Annotated in this window: 13 protein-coding genes; 8 read left to right on the forward strand and 5 right to left on the reverse strand. The window is 65.0% G+C overall.

The genetic code is table 11. The features are described from left to right. Window positions 1-60 precede the first annotated feature (60 nt). Both BSF38_RS25210 and BSF38_RS25215 read left to right on the forward strand, forming a co-directional pair. Window positions 61-522, forward strand: a complete 462-nt coding sequence (locus BSF38_RS25210; protein ID WP_145952315.1) for a hypothetical protein — start codon at window positions 61-63, stop codon at window positions 520-522. 107 nt (window positions 523-629) lie between these two features. Next, window positions 630-1,856: a pyroglutamyl-peptidase I family protein gene (locus tag BSF38_RS25215; protein WP_076349825.1), complete on the forward strand. Its 1,227-nt coding sequence runs from the start codon at window positions 630-632 to the stop codon at window positions 1,854-1,856. A 127-nt stretch (window positions 1,857-1,983) separates the two neighbouring features. Here BSF38_RS25215 and BSF38_RS30960 read toward each other — a convergent pair whose 3' ends face one another. Both BSF38_RS30960 and BSF38_RS25225 read right to left on the reverse strand, forming a co-directional pair. Beyond that, window positions 1,984-2,328, reverse strand: coding sequence for a hypothetical protein (locus BSF38_RS30960; RefSeq protein ID WP_145952316.1), 345 nt, complete (start codon window positions 2,326-2,328; stop codon window positions 1,984-1,986). Between the two features lie 284 nt (window positions 2,329-2,612). Beyond that, entirely contained in the window at window positions 2,613-3,191 is a 579-nt protein-coding gene (locus tag BSF38_RS25225; RefSeq protein WP_076349827.1) for a Maf family protein, read from the reverse strand. 159 nt (window positions 3,192-3,350) lie between these two features. On the opposite strand from BSF38_RS25225, the gene BSF38_RS25230 reads away from it, so the two are divergent. From BSF38_RS25230 to BSF38_RS25240, 3 genes are all read left to right on the forward strand, one after another. Next, complete coding sequence (locus BSF38_RS25230; protein WP_076349828.1) at window positions 3,351-7,712, forward strand: PVC-type heme-binding CxxCH protein; 4,362 nt, start codon at window positions 3,351-3,353, stop codon at window positions 7,710-7,712. A gap of 103 nt (window positions 7,713-7,815) precedes the next feature. Next, complete coding sequence (locus BSF38_RS25235; RefSeq protein ID WP_076349829.1) at window positions 7,816-8,205, forward strand: BlaI/MecI/CopY family transcriptional regulator; 390 nt, start codon at window positions 7,816-7,818, stop codon at window positions 8,203-8,205. 39 nt (window positions 8,206-8,244) lie between these two features. Further along, the gene (locus tag BSF38_RS25240) at window positions 8,245-10,326 is read left to right on the forward strand and encodes a M56 family metallopeptidase (RefSeq protein WP_145952317.1); all 2,082 of its coding nucleotides are present in this window, start codon (window positions 8,245-8,247) and stop codon (window positions 10,324-10,326) included. Window positions 10,327-10,425: 99 nt separating this feature from the next. Here BSF38_RS25240 and BSF38_RS25245 read toward each other — a convergent pair whose 3' ends face one another. Next, entirely contained in the window at window positions 10,426-10,890 is a 465-nt protein-coding gene (locus BSF38_RS25245; protein ID WP_076349831.1) for a response regulator, read from the reverse strand. A gap of 437 nt (window positions 10,891-11,327) precedes the next feature. Here BSF38_RS25245 and BSF38_RS25250 point away from each other — a divergent pair, with 437 nt between their 5' ends. After that, window positions 11,328-11,906 carry an RNA polymerase sigma factor gene (locus tag BSF38_RS25250; RefSeq protein ID WP_076349832.1) on the forward strand — a complete coding sequence of 193 codons (579 nt, stop codon included), beginning with the start codon at window positions 11,328-11,330 and terminating at the stop codon, window positions 11,904-11,906. 26 nt (window positions 11,907-11,932) lie between these two features. Here BSF38_RS25250 and BSF38_RS25255 read toward each other — a convergent pair whose 3' ends face one another. Together BSF38_RS25255 and BSF38_RS25260 are read right to left on the reverse strand one after the other, a co-directional pair. Beyond that, the gene (locus tag BSF38_RS25255) at window positions 11,933-13,171 is read right to left on the reverse strand and encodes a hypothetical protein (RefSeq protein WP_076349833.1); all 1,239 of its coding nucleotides are present in this window, start codon (window positions 13,169-13,171) and stop codon (window positions 11,933-11,935) included. A gap of 227 nt (window positions 13,172-13,398) precedes the next feature. Next, entirely contained in the window at window positions 13,399-14,592 is a 1,194-nt protein-coding gene (locus BSF38_RS25260; protein WP_076349834.1) for a pyridoxal phosphate-dependent aminotransferase, read from the reverse strand. A 599-nt stretch (window positions 14,593-15,191) separates the two neighbouring features. On the opposite strand from BSF38_RS25260, the gene fabF reads away from it, so the two are divergent. Both fabF and BSF38_RS25270 read left to right on the forward strand, forming a co-directional pair. Then, a complete protein-coding gene (fabF, locus tag BSF38_RS25265; protein ID WP_076349835.1) occupies window positions 15,192-16,472 on the forward strand; it encodes a beta-ketoacyl-ACP synthase II in 1,281 nt (426 codons plus the stop codon). A 138-nt stretch (window positions 16,473-16,610) separates the two neighbouring features. After that, window positions 16,611-17,177: a hypothetical protein gene (locus BSF38_RS25270; protein WP_145952318.1), complete on the forward strand. Its 567-nt coding sequence runs from the start codon at window positions 16,611-16,613 to the stop codon at window positions 17,175-17,177. The last annotated feature ends 4 nt before the right edge of the window (window positions 17,178-17,181 follow it).

A 17,181-nucleotide genomic window follows, 5' to 3' on the forward strand; every position in this document is an offset into this window, starting at 1 on the left:
GAGGGCTGTTTCATGTTCAAGTATGCTCTATCGTCGCGTCTGGTTGGTCGATCGGCGCTCGTGGCTACACTGGCTCTGGGTCTCGTCGCGTTCGCCCTGGGCAGCGAAACGCCGAAAGACGCCAAGAAGGGGGCTTCGGCCGCCAGTTGTTGCAGCGCCGGGGCGTTGTCGGGGATCTGGACCGGCGAGTACCGGTATCCCGAAAGCATGAGCCAGCGGCCGGTCACGTTCACCGTCTTCCTGTTCCAGGACGGCGACCGCGTCACCGCGGAAATCAAAGAACCCAACACATTCGGCGATCAGACTTCCCCCTGGCTCCATGCGACGGCCGACGGCCGATACGACAAGGAGGCCAAGACGCTGAGCTTCACCAAGTCGTACGACGGCACCGCCGGCGTCAGCCACGACGTCGTCTACAAGGGAACTCTGACCTCGGGCGCGACCGAGAACGTCTCCGGAACCTGGGACATCTCGGGCATCCAGGGTTCGTTCACGATGAAGCGCAAGAACTGCTGCAACTGAGGCCGTCGCGCGGCTTGCGTCCGATCGCGGGCTTTGCTTCAATGACTCCCGGGCTCGACCCGGCTGGCGGGTCGTCTCCAGGTTCGAGCCGCGGGAGCAATTCATCGATGCGCACTTCACGATTCGGTCGAAACGGCGTCGCCGGGCTGACGGCCGCCCTGGTGGGCCTGGCCCTGGCCGCCGCCACTGGCCGGGCCGCCTCGCAAGACGCTGCGACCACGGTCAAGGCCGAGCAACCGGCGGCCGTGCGAGCGAAGAGCGCGCTTCCGGTCATCCTGCTCACCGGCTTCGAGCCGTTCGGCAAGAAGAAGCCCCCCAATCCGTCATGGGAAGGGATCAAAAAGCTCGACGGCCAGGAGTGGAAGGGCTTCCGGCTGGTCGCCAAGCAACTTCCCGTCGTTTGGGGCTCGCCCTTGACCCAACTGGAAGGCTGGATCGCCGAGTACAAGCCGGTCGCGGTCTTCTCGCTCGGCCAGGGGGGCGAGGGGGGGTTCTCGATCGAGAGCTGGGCCTACAACCGTCGGGCCGCCGAAGCCGAGGACAACCTCAAGAACAAGCCGTCGGCCGCGGACATCGTCGCCGACGGCCCCAAGCGGTTCGACGCCACGATCGACTCGCTCAAGCTCGCCAAGGCGCTCGCCGAGAAGGGCTACCATGTCAACGTCTCGACCGACGCCGGCCGCTACCTTTGCGAAGAGACCCTCTACAGCCTCGAATACCTCAAATCGGCCCGCAAGATCGACGGCTCGGTCCTGTTCTGCCACGTTCCTCCCCTGGGCTCGAAACTCACCAAGACCAAGTTCGTCACCGAGGACTACGTGGAGAACTTCGCCAAGGACCTGCTCGAAACCTGGCGCGACGCCGACCAGAATCCCCAGGCTGCCGCTCCGGTGGCCGTGGCGGCGGTCGCGGCAGTCGCCGCCCAGCCGTCGCCGGCCGCCTCGGCCCGCGAGCAGGACGTGAAGTCGTTCATCGAGCACTACTTCAAGAGCTGGTCCGATCAGGACATGGACGCCTACGACGACTGTTTCATGGCAGACGCCTGCATCCAGTACATCGACACCCAGGGCCAGCTTTTCACGACGCCGCGCCAGCGGTTCGTCGCCGGCCAGCGCGAGGTTCATCGCCGCTCGTCGGTCCGGTCGATCGAGGTCCCTGAAAGCATCGAGATCCGGTTCGAACAGAAGATCGCCCGCGTCGTGGCCTACTGGCGGCTGAACGCCGGCGCTCGCGTCCAGAAGGGCTACGACCACTTCACGCTCAAGCAAGAGCGCGGCAAGTGGCGGATCGTCAACCTGCTGTTTTACTCAACGAGCGACAACGGGCAGGATTGACTGAGGCGCGGGTTCGCCACAATCGTCCTCGGATCGGGAGAGGCGACATGCGGAGGTGTGATGCACCGGATGCACTGGGGAACGTCGCGTTCCCGTATCGGGCCTTGATCTCACGCCGTCCTGGAGATTAGGGCTGGTCCGTCGCGATGATATCGCGCACGGCGTTCTCAAACTCATCGACCTGCCGTAGCTCGTCGACGACCGCCGCAAGGCGCAGATCATACTTGGCAAGCTGCAACAGCGGGGCAGCCGCATAGCCCAGGGCCTCATCCCTCATCCCCGGCATCTTCTTTTTCAGGTCGGCGAGCGTCCGGTCTCGGTCGATGCCTTCCGCGGCCAGGCGACACATCACTTCGATCGCGTTGCCCTGCGTCCAATCATATTCCCCGAACGCGACCTTCCGGAGCATCGGAAGAGCCTGTTCCCGAAAGTTGTAGACGATCTCGAAGATCGCGAACTGCCAGTAGGACATCCAGGCGGTCAGCCCGCGCTCTCGGATCGTGAAGCCGGGCGGAGCGGCGGTTGATCGATGGAATCGCCACCTCAGCTTGGGTATGGCCGACGATCCGAGCCGCTCCGCGACCTCCCGTGCTTTGGCTCGGAACGCGGCCTCGTCGTCAACCAGGAGAGCCACCGACATGACGGCGCGGTCGACGTCCCCCCCCAGGGGAATGTAGCGCCATGACCGCCCTTTCCTGAAAAAGTCGAGCAAGTTCATCCGTCGGCCCCCCTTCGATGCACAGCGAAGAGTGCGACCTACTTCATGAAGTTGGGGTGTGCGGCGAGCAATTCGGCCAGACGTTCCATCGGCAGGCCGACGACGTTCGAGAAACTGCCCCCGGCGACGGTCACGAACGGGTCGTGGTCCTGCACGCCGTAGCCTCCCGACTTGCCCTCCCACCGGCCCGAGTCGAGGTAGGAGCGGCGCTCGGAGTCGGAAAGAGGTCGGAACCGGACGACGCTGATCTCGACCGCGCCCAGCCATTCCGGGCGGTCGGCGCGATAGAGGCAAAGACCGGTGATGACCTCGGTGTCGTGGCCTTCCTGCAACCGGATCATCCGTTCAGCGTCGTCGCGGTCGATTGGCTTGTTGAGGATCTCGGCCCCCACGGCGCAGACGGTGTCGGCGGCGAGGATGAGGCCGGTCTTGCGCCGGTCGGCGACCGCCCGAGCCTTGCGCCAGGCGAGGTCGGCGGCGTACTCGGCTGGTGCAACACCGGCAAGAGGTTCCGACTCGATCAGGTCGGACGGATCGACCTCGAAGCTGTAGCCGGCCTCGGCGAGAAGCTGGCGGCGGCGAGGCGAAGCGCTCGCCAGGATGAAAGTGTGCGTCATGAGGTGGGCCGCCCTGGCGTCTCGCGAATCTCCGGCGTCACGTTCCGACGCCCCACGTCGCATCGATCGTAAGGGACCAGCCTCTTGCCAGCAAGCTGGAAACCGACCACCTTGAGGGGGCCGGCCGATCCCACCGCCCGACCGCCCTGGAGCCTCGTCATGTCGACCCGCCGCCGCCTCGGATTCGTATTCGCACTTCTTCTGGCCCTCCCGGCCGCGTCGACCGCCGGGCCGCCGATCGAGAATCGGCCGTCGTACGCATTCGAGGCCGACCCGTATTATCCCCACAAGGACTTCCCCAAGCTGACCACCCCGCAGTGGGTCGGCGAGGAGGGGGTCGAAGGGGTCGTGGTCCTGGCGGTCGACGACATGAGCAAGCCGGCGATCTATGAAACGTTCCTCCGGCCGATCCTCGACCGGCTGAAGACGATCGACGGCCGTGCGCCGGTGAGCATCATGACCAACCAGGTCGACCCCACCGATCCCCGGCTTCAGGGCTGGCTGAAAGAGGGTCTGTCGATCGAAATCCACACGATCGGCCATCCCTGCCCGTTCTTCCACGGCGGCGACTTCGACGCGTCGAGCCGGGCCTATCACGACTGCGTCGATCTCATCGGTAAGATCCCCAACAACCGGCCCGTCGCCTTCCGGATGCCGTGCTGCGATTCGATCAACTCGCCCGGCCCTCGGTTCTTCGCCGAGCTGTTCAACAAGACCAGCCCGAGCGGGAACTTCCTGACGATCGACACCTCGGTCTTCAACATCTCGACGCCCGACGACCCGAGCCTGCCGCGCTCGCTGGTCGTCGATCCCGACGGCCGCGAGAAGTTCCGCAAGTACCTGCCGTTCAAGTCGTTCGTCAACACGATCGAGAACTACCCCTATCCCTACGTGATCGGCGGCCGATGCTGGGAGTTCCCCTGCGCCGTGCCCAGCGACTGGGAAGGGCAGAACATTCACAAGCCGAATAACCCGAAAACGCTTGAAGACATGAAGGCGGCGCTCGATATCGCCGTGCTCAAGAAGGGTGTCTACAACCTCGTCTTCCACCCGCACAACTGGATTCAGAACAGCCAGGTCGTCGAGCTGATCGACCATGCGGTCAAGACGCACGGCAAGAAGGTGAAGTTCCTCAACTTCCGCGAAGCGCAGGAGCGGCTCGACAAGAATTTGCTCGCCGGAAACCCGATCCGCGGCCCCAAGGGGAACGACAACGGCGTCGAACTGGTGGATCTGAACAACGACGGCTTCCTCGACGTCGTCCGGTCGCATGATGGCAAGGTTGAAGGACGCGTCTGGAAGCCCGAGAGCCGGACGTGGGAGACACTCGCCGACGCGGCTGAGGCGCTCCGCGCCGCCCGCCCGGCGGTCGAAAACGGCCCGGCGCTCCCACCGCACGCGAGCCGCCTGGACCACCAGGGCCGCGACGCCGGCCTGCGGTTCGTCGACGTCGACGAGGACGGCCACCTCGACGTCGTTTTCTCGAACGACGCGCACTATGGACTTTACCTCTTCGATCCCACGACCAAGGGCTGGACGCGCGAGGTGATCGCCGGCAATGCGGGCGAGCCCGGGGCGCTGCCGAAGATCGTCAAGAACGGCGCGAACAACGGGTTCTTCGTCCACTCGCGGTCGCTCTGGTGGCAGAACGAAGATACCGACAAGCTGCCCGACATCGTCGACCGCCGGTCGTTCAACGACTTGCTCAAGGACGTTTCGCCGCAAGGCAAAACGCCCGCCGCGGCCCTACGTTCGTTCCGCGTCGCGCCGGGGTTCCGGATCGAGCTGGCGGCGAGTGAACCGCAGGTCGAAGACCCGATCGCAATCGAGTGGGGCGCGGACGGTCGGCTCTGGGTGCTCGAAATGGGCGATTACCCGCTCGGCGTTGGCGGCAGGGCCGGGGGCGTCGTCCGGATTCTCGACGACGCGGACGGCGACGGCCGATACGAGCGGTCGACGACGTTCCTCGACGGCCTGGCGTATCCCTCGGCGATCATGCCGTGGCGGAACGGCGTGCTGATCGGCTGCGCGCCCGACCTGTTCTACGCCGAGGACCGCGACGGCGACGGTAAGGCCGACCACCGCGAGGTCTTGTTCACGGGCTTCGGCGAAGGCAACCAGCAGCACCGGTTCAACGGCTTCGAGCTAGGGCTCGACGGCTGGGTCTACGGCGCGAACGGCGACAGCAACGGGGTCGTCCGGTCGCTCAAGACGGGTCAAACCGTGAACATCCAGGGTCGCGATTTCCGGTTCCAACCCGACACGGGCGCGTTCGAGACCGAGAGCGGCCAGACTCAATACGGCCGCCGCCGCGACGACTGGGGCGATTGGTTCGGCAACAACAATCCCAACTGGGCCTGGCGATTCCTGCTCGCCGAGTCGGACCTCAGGCGCAATCCGCACTTCGCCGCGCCCGACCCGCGCGAGATGCTCGAAGCCGATACGTTGCTCCATCCCCTCAGCCGCACGCTGGCCCGATTCAACGAGCCGGGGTCGGTCAATCACGTGACCTCGGCGAACAGCCCGACGCCCTATCGCGACGACCTGTTCGGCGACCACTTCCGCACCAGCCTGTTCGTCAGCGAGCCGGTTCACAACCTCGTTCACCGCATGGTGGTCGAGCCCGACGGCTCGGCGTCGAAGGGCGTTCGAGCGCCGGGCGAGGCCGATCGTGAATTTCTGGCGTCGAGCGACAACTGGTTCCGGCCGACGCAGATGAAGACCGGCCCCGACGGCGCGCTCTGGATCGCCGACATGTACCGCGCGGTCATCGAACATCCTCAGTGGATTCCCCCCGAAATCCAAAGAACCATCGACCTGCGAGCCGGCAGTAAGGAAGGGCGGATCTACCGCGTCGTCCCCGTCGATCGCAAGCCCCGGGCGATCGAACGGCTCGACCGGCTCGACGTCGCCGGTCTCGTCGCCGCCCTCGAAAGCCCCAACGGCTGGCGTCGCGACACCGCCCAGCGCCTGCTCCTGCACAGGCAAGACCCGTCCGCCGTCGATCCCCTGCGCAAACTGATCGCCGCGAGTCGATCCGAGAAGACGCGAGTTCAGGCCGTCTGGACGCTCTCGCTGCTGGAAGGACTCGACGACGCGACCGCATCAGCGCTCCTCAAAGACCCGAGCGCCTACGTCCGGGCGGCCGTCGTCCAGGCGACGCGGGGAACCTTGAAAGACCGGCCGCTCACGACGGAAGCCCTGCTGACGCTCGACGACTCGGCCTCACCTCGGCTGCGGTTTCAGCGAGCCCTGGCCCTCGGCGACTGCCCCGACGCCCGATCCGCCCACGCCCTGGCGGATATCGTCCGGAGCGATCCTCAAGATCCGTGGCTCCGCGCCGCGGTCCTCAGTTCGGCCGCGCCGCATGTCGGACCGCTGCTGGTCGATCTTCTGAGCAAGGGGGAGGGGCCGATCCCCGATGAGGTCGTCGAACCCCTGGTGGCGATGGCCGGCGCGATCCCGGATCGCGCGGTCCTCGACTCGGTCATCCAATCCGTCGCCAAGCCGGACGGGGCAGGGGAGGCGTTCGCCTCCTGGCGGTTCTCGGCCCTCGCCGGATTGCTCCATGCTTCCGCGCGCGTCGGCAAGCCGATCGAGGCGACGCGGGCGAACGGGCTGCTGGACGTCCTCGAAGCCGCGCGAAAGTCGGCCCTCGACGGCGCGGGCGATGAAGCCGATCGGCGCCGGGCGGTCGCTCTGCTCGGGTGTTCGGCCGTCAAATCGAAGACCGACCGCGACCTCCTCGTCGGCCTGCTCGCGCCGCGCGAGGCGATCGGCGTTCAGGAATCGGCGATCGCAGCCCTCGGCCGATCGTCCGAACCGAGCTTGCCGAAGGCGCTCTTGAAGGGCTGGAAAAGCTTCTCGCCCCAGGTCCGCTCATCGGCGCTCGACCTCGTCGTCAGCCGCGACGCCTGGGTGAACGCCCTGCTGGATCTGATTGAAGCCGACGCGATTCCCAAGGGCGAGATCGACTCGGCCCACCGCGCGGCGCTCCTCGCCACCCGCGAAGCCACGACCCGCACGCGCGCCGAGGCTCTGTTCGCCAAAGCCGAAGCATCGCGGAAAGCGGTCCTCGACGGTTACCGGCCGGCGCTCGCGCAAAAGGGCGACGCGACGGCGGGCCGAGCGGTCTTTCAGCGCGTCTGCGCGACCTGCCACAAGGTCGGCGACCTGGGCGCGAACGTTGGCCCGGACCTCGCAGCGCTCAAGGACCGATCGCCCGAGGCCCTCTTGACCGCGATCTTCGATCCCAACAGCGCATTCGAAGCCAAGTACACGAATTTCAACGCCGCCACGAATGACGGCCGCGTCTTCTCCGGCCTGATCGCCAGCGAGACCGCCAGTTCAGTCGTGCTGCGGCGTGCGGAAGGCAAGGAAGACGTCCTCCTCCGCGCCGACATCGACGAGCTGACCTCGTCGGGCAAGTCGATGATGACCGAGGGCCTCGAAAAAGACCTCTCCCCGCGCGACCTGGCCGACCTCGTCGCGTTCGTCGCCTCGCTCGGCAAGCAGCCGTAAGCCGACCCCCTCGCCCAATCGAAAAAAATAGAGAGTCCCTTGACCTCTCAGACAGGTTGTCTTACAATCCGCCCAGACAGTTTGTCTGAGAGCGAGGAGCGAGATGAAACTGAATCCGATGGATGTGACGGAAGCCGAGCTGGCGTTGCTCTCGGCGCTCTGGGATCACGGGCCGGCGACGATCCGACAGCTTGTGGATCGAGTGTACGGCCAGGGAGGGGCTTCGGTGTACGCGACGGTACAGAAGCTGCTCGAACGGCTTGAGCAGAAGGGCTGCGTGGACCGCGATCGGAGCGAAAGCGTTCATGTGTTCACGGCTTCGGTCGATCGCTCGGAGCTGATCGGCCGCCGCCTCCGCGCGGTGGCCGACGCGCTGTGCGGCGGGTCGCTGACGCCGCTGTTGACCCATCTGGTCGAGGGCGAGGGGATGTCGCAGGCGGAGCGCAAGGAGCTTCGCTCGCTGATCGACCGGCTCGACCGCAAGAAACGGTGACCGTCCAGGCGCGCTTTCCAGTCTCCGGGAGATCCAACCGTGGAAGTCTTGATGCGCACGGCTCTGACGAACGCCTTGTCCGCCTCGATGCTGGCGATGGCTGTCGCGGCGGTCGGGCTGATCTTATCGCGACGGCCGGCGATCCTCCATTGCCTTTGGCTGATCGTGCTGGTGAAACTGCTGGCGCCTCCCATGCTGGAGGTGCCGCTCATGAATCCCGATACGGCCGAGCCCTTGCTCGAAGCGGAGGCCGCTTCGCTCATGATCGCCTTCGACCCGGCCGATCAGGCGTCGGAGGCTTACCCGCCGCTGATCTTCGCGGCCGAGCCGTTTGAGACGGATGAGCCGATCGAGATCGTTCCGGACGAACCGGCGGCCTCGGCCCCGTGGGTCGAGCCGGCGACGCTCTGGGGTTTGCTGGGGGTCGCCTGGCTGGTCGGTTCGCTGACGACGTCGACCCTGGCCGTGGTGCGCGTCCGGCGGTTCCAGCGGCTGCTTCGCAGCGCCGAGCCGGCCGAGCCGGAAGTTGAAGACGAAGTCGCCGCGCTGGCTTACCGCATGGGGATTCACAGGCCGCCGGCGGTTGTCTTCATCGACGGCAGGCTCACGCCGTTGCTCTGGGCGGTCGGCCGCCCCCGGCTTGTGATCCCTCGCGAACTCTGGAAGGGGCTCGACGCCCGCCGCCGCACGCTGCTGCTGACGCACGAGCTGGCGCACCTGAAACGGGGCGATCACTGGCTGCGGCTCTTCGAGCTGGCCGTGACGATCGCCTACTGGTGGCTGCCGGTCGTCTGGTGGGTGCGTCGGGCGCTTCGCGACGTGGAAGAACAGTGCTGCGACGCGTGGGTCGTCTGGATGTTCCCGGACGAGGCGCGGACGTACGCCGAAACGCTGCTCGACACAGTGGATTTTCTGAACCCTGTCGCCCAATCCGAGCCGCTCCTGGCGAGCGGATTCGGCAAGGTGCATCATCTCCGAAGGAGGCTGACGATGGTCATGCTGGGAACGACGCCGCGCACGCTGGGATGGTCGGGAACGCTGGGCGCCCTCGCCCTCGCCGGCGTCCTCCTGCCGATGAGCCCGACCTGGGCCCAGAAGGCCGACGCGCCGCCAGAAGCAAATGACGCCAAGCCGACGACGAGCGACGACTTCTTCATCACGGTATCCGCCGACGAGGCTGCCGAGGGCGCGCTGATCGGCAAGCTCGACGCGAATCGCAACGGGCAGGACGATCGCAAGGACGCCCTCGTGCTGTCCGAGTACCTGGGCGATCTGTTCCTGGCGGAATCGGACGACGACAAGAAGTCGGACGACGCGAAACCGGGCGAAGCGAAGAAGACCGAAGAGATTCGCGTCATCGTCCGAGGCTCGGATTCACCGAAGCAGCGAGCCGAGGCGATCCAAAAGACGATCGAGAGGCTGACGGTCCGGATCAAGGAGATCGAGAGCAAGCAACCTGACAACGAAGCGACCGAGCGCCAGATCAAGGCCTTGAAGTCCGCCGTCGAGCGGCTCCAGAAGGTCGCGAAGGTCCCGGTGCAGGCGAAGGCCCACGCCGTTTCGGTGGACGTCAAGCCCATCGAGCGGGTCATCGTCGCCCGACGGCCCGACATCGTGACCGGACGACGGGAAATCATCACCGACAACGTCAAAGGCGGAACGGTAACGATCCGGGAAGACGGAGGCGATGGCAAGCCGTCGGAAGTGACGATCGTATCGGACGATGGGACAGTCAAAGCCGACAGCTTCGACATCGAGTTCAAGGCGAAAGGCGACCCCAAACAGACCGAGGAAGCCCGCAAGCAGATCGAGGAAGCCCGCAAGCACGTCGCCGAGCTGAGCAAGGAAGTTGCGGCGAAGCAGAAACAACTGGGCGAGGCTCATCGCAAGCTTGCCGAACTTCAGGGCTTCGGCCGACCTAGCGCAATCACTTTCAGGGCTGACCCCCGCCTCCAGGGCAAGCCGCTGGGACGGATCAATCTGAGCCGTCCTGACAGGCCGGAGCAGAAGGACGACGCTCGCCTCGATTCGCTCGAACAGAAGCTGACGAAGGTGCTCGACGAACTTCAGAGCCTCAAGAAGCAGAAGGCCGAGCGGGAAGAGCACGGCGAGAGGAGATGACCCGTCCCGGCTCGATCGCGAGTGAGTGAGACGCATCAACGCCTCAAGCGCCCGGGGAATCCTCGGGTGCTTGAGGCGGTTTGCTTTCGAAAGCAGCGGTCACGAATCGCCGGTGGCGCGGCTGGCGGACTCGAACTCAGCGAGGTAAGCGAGGGTGCGGTCGAGCTGGTTCTTGAGATGACGGACGCGCAGCAGGCTGCGGATGCGGCAGAGCAGTTCGACCTTGTTGACCGGCTTGGTCAGGAAGTCGTCGGTCCCGGCCTGAACGCCGCGCTCGAAGTCGGACGCCTCGTTAAGCGCGGTGACCATCAAGATGAGCAGATCCTTGGTCGCGGGGTTGGACCGGATCTTGCGACAGACCTCGAAGCCCGAGAGCCGGGGCATCATGATATCAAGCAGCAGGAGGTCGGGCTTGAACTCCTCGACCACCTGGAGCGTTTCCTCACCGTCGCGCGCGGTGCGAAGTTCGCATTCGACGTCGCTCAGGTAGGCTTCCAAGAGCTCGACGTTCTGGGCGTTGTCGTCGGCGATCACGATCTTGGGGTGATTTTTCTTTTCTTCCAAGGCAAACCTCGCAGAGGGACGATGCCGTCGCCGAAAACGCCCCCAAGAGGGACGAGGCGCCAAAAACGAGCGGAGCGGAATTCCACGGCGAGGCGCCCGAGTCATCCTATCTATCGGCACGCGAATCCCTGTGGAACGACCGTCGATGTCGCCCCGAGCGGAGAAATCACGTGATCATTCAGGTTGAAGCATGAATTCTAACAGGTCGGCCGCGTCGCCGGAATCGGAATCATCTCCGCGACCCACAAGCCCAAAGTCGAGTCGCTCCGAGACTGCCGATGTTGCGGGTTGGCCGTGGGAGACCCGGAAAAGCCGCCGAGGGGCGGATTGCCGTTGTCGCCCGACGTGCTACAATTGTACCAATTCCGCGTACGGTTTGAAGTTCGGCGTGATCCTCTTCCCCTCGTGAGCCTTCTTCATTCTGAGGAGGCAGCCCCGTGCCCCTGAGCGACGTTGATCGGAAACTCATCGAACGGTGCCTGGGGAAGGAGCCCGGCGCATGGAATGACTTCGTCGACCGATACCTCGGCCTGATCTACCACGTGATCCATCACGTGGCGCATTCACGCAGTCGATTACTCAGCTCCGCCGATATGGAGGACATCGCCTCCGAGGTCTTGCTGGCGATCGTCGACGACGACTACGACGTTTTGCGACGCTATAAAGGCATCAGTTCGCTGCCGACCTACCTGACGTTGATCGCCCGCCGGATCTGCGTCAAGGAGATCATCCGGCGGCACCGCGAGGCCGAACTCGGCCACGCCAAGGCCCACCGCGAGACCGTCAGCGACCTCTCGGGCGAAGCCGAAGCCATCGCCTCAGCCGAAGAGGTCGAACGGATGCTGGACGAACTTCCCGAGAAGGAAGCCGAGGTCGTCCGGCTCTATCACCTCAAGTACATGAATTACCGCCAGATCGCCAAGAAGCTCGGCATGTCCGAGAACTCCGTCGGCCCGATCCTGGCGAGGGCCCGCAAACGCATGCGAGCCGCCGCCGAGCAGAACAAGGTGGGCTGAGATTCACCCCCGAGGTCGGCCGGCGCTCAGCGTTCGAGCGCCAGGCCGCCCGAGAGGTCGCCCGCGGCGGCGGTCTGGTAAGGCGAGCCGGGCGGCCGGGGAGTCACCGCACCGACGACGTCGTCATTGATGGGCAACAATGTCGGCTCGATCACCGCGGCGGGCTTCGGCGCGGGGTGCCTGGCCGGCGGCTTCGCGCGTGCGGGCGTGGCGATCGCCCGCGTTCCCGAATTAGGCTCGGCGCCGTGGATTTCCACGGACGGACCAAGCCGGCCGCGGCTGCGCGGCTCGGGGGCCGGCAAAGTCTCGCGCACGGCGGTTTCCTCGCCTCTCGCTCGGGGATGATTGCGAGTCGCCTGGGCGAGGTCCAAAGGTGTGTAGCCCCTGGGCTTGGGCTCGACGAAGTTGGCTTTCATCTTGTCCGAGAACGGCTCGTTAACCACGAGATCCTTCAACAAGATGTCGAGCGAAAGCTTCTCGTCCATCCATTCCAGCGCGATTCCACTGGCGATGTGACAGGTTCGCGGGGCGGCCGGCGCGTCGTCGTCGTCGTTGTTCTTGAGTGTGACGTCGCTGTACTGCTTGACCGTCGCCCTTCCGATCAACTTCTTTCCGGCACGGTCGAGAACGCGATACTCTACCAGCCGTCTGGATTTGTCCGAGACGATCATGACCCGCTCATAGGAGGAGCGCTCGGCCGTCGCGGGAAACGTGAGCATGGTCGTCTCGGGCTTCGCTCCGGGAGCGACACGAATCGTAGCGGCCTCGTCCGGCGTGATCGCCTTCAAGCCTAGGGCGTCGACGATCCAGTCGGGCTGATAGGTCCCGGCCAGGTTGGCGGTCGGCAGATCCGCGTAGTCGCAGTAATAAACGTGCTTGTTCTCTTCGCCCTTGCTCTGGACCCAGAACCAGAAGCGCTCCTCATTCGAGCCGATGTCCGCGACCGAATTCTGGTAATGAGAAAGATCAAGCTGGAAATTCTTGGGACGGAGAAGCGACAGGCGGCCGCTGACGACCCCCTTGGTGGGGTCGGCTGATCCGGGAGTGTCCATTGACGCCGTAATCGTCGCCTTGGCTCGCAGGCTCTCAACCCGCTCGGCGTTCCGGTTGTGCTCGTCGACGAATTCGTCGAGGTGGAACGTGACCTTGGGCTCGGGGACGACCGTGGGAGTCGGTCGCGCCGACGGCGAGAGACCGGCGGTTCGACAACCCGACGCCCCGAAGGTTGCGATCAGCGCAAGCGTCAGGCGGAACGCAGCCTTCATGGGCCTTTTCCCCGAAACCATCGTGGCTGTCACTCGCAAGACTGCGGGATCAACCACGATCAAATAGAAATCGGCACTCGAAGAGAGATGAGGTCGCGAAGGGGGCCGCACCTTAACCCAAGGCCGACAAGAGCACAAGCGCGAATGGTCGGCCCATTCGCGCCGCGCCTCCCTTCGGCGACGGACCGACGATCCGCCGTCTCTCATTTCATCGGCCGATCGGCCCGTCAACTTGCGACGAATCGCTCGAGAGCGTCGAATCCCTTTTCGAGGGTCTCCAGGTTCGTCGCGAACGACATCCGGGCGTACCCCTCGGCCCCGAAGGCCGAGCCCATCACCAGCGCCACGTTCGCCTCGCTGAGCGCCGCCATGCAGAACGACGTAGAATCGATGATCTTCTTGCCCCCCAGCGTCTTGCCGAAGTGCGACGAGACGTTCATGAACGCGTAGAATGCACCCCCTGGAGGCGTGCAAGTCACGCCCGGCAGCCGCTCAATCCGCTCCAGCACGTACTCGCGACGCCGCGCGAACTGGGCCTTCATCTCCACGACCGTCTCCTGCGGGCCGGTGATCGCTTCAAGCGCCGCCCACTGGCTGATCGAGCAGGGATTGCTGGTCTCCTGGCTCTGGAGGTCGCCGATGAATTTGGAAACGGCCGTCGGCGCCACGCTCCAGCCGATCCGCCATCCCGTCATCGCGTACGTCTTGCTGACGCCCGAGATCGTGATCGTCCGGGCCGGCAGCGCGGGGTCGAGGCTGGCAAAACAGGTCGGCTTCGCGTCACGGTACGTCAGTTGCTCGTAGATCTCATCCGACAGAACTCCGACGTCGGTCTTGAGGACAGCTTCGGCCAGCGCAGCGAGTTCCGAACGCTCGTAAACCACTCCCGTGGGATTGGACGGACTGTTGATCATCAAGAGCCGGGTGCGAGGCGTGACCACGCCCAGAAATTGGTCCGGAGTCATCTTGAATCCGGCCGACTCTGGTGCCTGGACGACCACCGGCTTCGCGCCGGTCAGCTTGACCAGGTCGGCGTAGCTGACCCAGTACGGCGACGGGATGATGACCTCGTCGCCAGGCCCGCAAACCGCCATGAGTGCATTGTGAATCGCGTGCTTCGCGCCATTGGAAACGACCACTTGGGCCGGATCAGTCGCCACGCCGTGATGATCGGTGTACAGCTTGGCCACCGCTTGCCGGAGTTCGGGAATTCCCGCCGGCGGCGTATAGTGAGTTTGGCCGTCCCGCATCGCGCGTATGGCGGCCTCCTGGATGTTGGCCGGCGTATTGAAATCGGGCTCGCCGAGCGCGAAATCGAGGATCTGCCGTCCCTGGACCTTCAACCTCTTGGCCTCGGCGCCCATGGCCAGGGTCGCGGAGGGTTCGATCAAACTTGCCCGTTCCGCCAGTGAGAGAGGCATTCTCCGCCCTTTCGCATGAGGAATGATCATGACTTGCTCAATCGGTCGAAGCGACGAAAACGGAGTCGAGGGTCCCGAACTTCGGGTTTCCCCCCACGGCCGTCACCGCTCAACGTCCGATAGGTTCAGACGACTATGCCGCCAACTCGGTTCGCCGACAAGTTCCACCGACTCACGGAACCCAATCGTTGCGCAAAACCCCTTGCCCACTCCCGGCAAAACGCTCAAAAGACTCGACAGAAAGCCTCCGCGCATTCTTCCTAGTCGTCTTTATTCTCCCCAGATTGCGGTCCAAGTTTGCATGAGCCCCCGAGGCGTGATAAGATGACACAGCAGGGCAAGCCGTATCGGCAACGAGACCGAGAGGCCTGTCTGGAGTTGAGTCGCACGCCCGGGGAGTGGGCGGGGACGACGGCTCCAGAGGGTTTTCGGGTCATGCCGAGACGCGTTGGTCTGAGTCGCCGGCCCGAGACGATCGCTTGGAACGACGTATCTCGGGATGGTGGACAGTTTATCGCTGAGTCGCCAGGAAGGACAGGATCGAGGGGCAGGAATCCCACACTGCACGTCAGGTTGGGCACCGCTTGAGGGTGGGGACTATGCACCGCGTGGTGATCACAGGAATCGGCGTCGTCGCGCCCAATGCAAGAGGGGCGCGCGATTTTGGTCAGGCGATTTGCGAGGGGCGTTCGGGTGTCAGTTACATCGAGAGTTTCGACACGACCGGCATCCCGATCAAGATCGCCGGTGAGGTCAAGGACTTCGACGTCCTCCCTTATCTGGGCGAGCACAAGAAGAACGCCAAGCTGATGAGCCGCGCCATGCGGTTCGCGGTGGGGGCGGCGGCGATGGCCGTCGAGGACTCGGGCGTCGATGAGAAGCCGCTCGACCCGACGCGGTTCGGCGTCTGCATGGGGACCGGGATCACGCCCGTCGACATCGGCGAGCTGGTGCCGCCGATCCTCGACAGCATCAACGACGACGGCAAGTTTGACATGGCGCGGTTCGCCAAAGCCCGATCGGAGTCGATCTTTCCGCTCTGGCTGTTGCAGCACCTACCGAACATGGCGGCCGCGCACATCTCGATCTTGCATCAGGCGATGGGGCCCAACAGCACGGTCGTGACGGCGTGCGCGGCGGGGACGCAAGCGGTGGGCGACGCCTTCCGCCTTATCGCCCGGGGCGACGCCGACGTGATGCTTGCGGGCGGCTGCGACAGCCGGCTCGATCCGCAACTGTTGGTGGCTTACTCCGCCATGAAGGCCGTCAGTTCGTCGGTTCGGCCTCCGTCGGAGGTCTCGCGACCGTTCGACGCCGACCGCGACGGCTTCGTTCTGGGCGAGGGGGCCGCGGTCCTCTTGCTCGAAAGCTACCGTAGGGCCAAGAGGCGGGGCGCCCGGATCTACGCCGAAATCACCGGTTACGGCTCGTCGTTCGACGCCTACGGCATCACCCGACCCGAGCCGGAAGGCAAAGGCGCGGCGCTGTCGATGACGTCGGCCTTGCGTGAAGCTCGACTCGACCCTGATCGGATCGATTACATCAATGCCCACGGAACGAGCACGCGACTCAACGATCTGATGGAGACCGTCGCGGTCAAGCGGGTGTTCGGACACCGCGCCCAGTCGATCCCCATGAGTTCGCAGAAGTCGATGATCGGGCATCTCATCGGTGCGTCGGGAGCCGTCGAAGCCGCGGCGACGGCCATGTCGCTGGAACGGGGCGTCATCCCCCCGACCATCAACCTGGCCACGCCGGACCCGAACTGCGACCTCGATTACGTCCCCAACACCGCCCGCGAAATGCCCGTCCGCGCCGCGATCTCCAACAGCTTCGGATTCGGAGGTCAGAACGCCAGTCTGGTGATGTGCCGGGTTTGAGGGCTCGCCCCGCGCCTTCGTTTTGACGCCGCCCGCTCCGCGAACTAGGGTTCTCCTGGAAAGCGACGACGAGCGAGCGGAATACGTCGAGAAGGCGCGTCGCGCGTCGCCGATGCCTCGGAAAGGACTGGCGGCCCCGTGGAGAGGTTCGAAGACTTGTGGCGGCGGAATCGTTCAACGCTCGGCAACGGACCAGGTCGGGGCGTGCGGGTCGTCCTCGGTTGGGACGTCCCGCATGATTCGGTGCGAGACCAGGCGGAGGCCTGGGATGCGCCGTTTCAGAGCAACGACCCTCGATATCTGCGGGCGGCGATGAAGCCCCCCGGTTTTGGAAGCCGTCGCCAGGTCGGATCGACGGCCTTGGCCCCCTCGACGAGCCGGCGACCCGCCGCGCTCCTCGACGACGAGTTCGATCCCCGACGCCTGGTCACACATCCCGTCACGGTGCTTGATCTGGCTCGAAACGGAATCCACCTCATCGTCGGCGCCAAGCCCGAGCGCGATCGAGACCACTGGATCGGAATCGAGGAAGGTTCCTCCTTCGTCTGGTCGAAGGTCGTGCTCCGCAGCCTGTCGGAGCCGAGTCTCGGCACGTTCCTGGCGCGGTACTCGTTCGTCGGGGCGTGTCCCTACGAGTTGATCCGCCGCGCCATCCTCGGGCGGCCCTCCGAGTCGGGCCGCGAGAAAGAACCCAACCGATCGTAGGATC

It is taken from the genome of Paludisphaera borealis (assembly GCF_001956985.1).
Lineage (GTDB): Bacteria > Planctomycetota > Planctomycetia > Isosphaerales > Isosphaeraceae > Paludisphaera > Paludisphaera borealis.

Coding starts and splice junctions, on each gene's coding strand:
- BSF38_RS25230 (WP_076349828.1), top strand. CDS start 3,351: ATGTCGACCCGCCGCCGCCTCGGATTCGTATTCGCACTTCTTCTGGCC.
- BSF38_RS25255 (WP_076349833.1), bottom strand. CDS start 13,171: ATGAAGGCTGCGTTCCGCCTGACGCTTGCGCTGATCGCAACCTTCGGG.
- fabF (WP_076349835.1), top strand. CDS start 15,192: ATGCACCGCGTGGTGATCACAGGAATCGGCGTCGTCGCGCCCAATGCA.
- BSF38_RS25260 (WP_076349834.1), bottom strand. CDS start 14,592: ATGCCTCTCTCACTGGCGGAACGGGCAAGTTTGATCGAACCCTCCGCG.
- BSF38_RS25215 (WP_076349825.1), top strand. CDS start 630: ATGCGCACTTCACGATTCGGTCGAAACGGCGTCGCCGGGCTGACGGCC.
- BSF38_RS30960 (WP_145952316.1), bottom strand. CDS start 2,328: ATGTCCTACTGGCAGTTCGCGATCTTCGAGATCGTCTACAACTTTCGG.
- BSF38_RS25225 (WP_076349827.1), bottom strand. CDS start 3,191: ATGACGCACACTTTCATCCTGGCGAGCGCTTCGCCTCGCCGCCGCCAG.
- BSF38_RS25235 (WP_076349829.1), top strand. CDS start 7,816: ATGAAACTGAATCCGATGGATGTGACGGAAGCCGAGCTGGCGTTGCTC.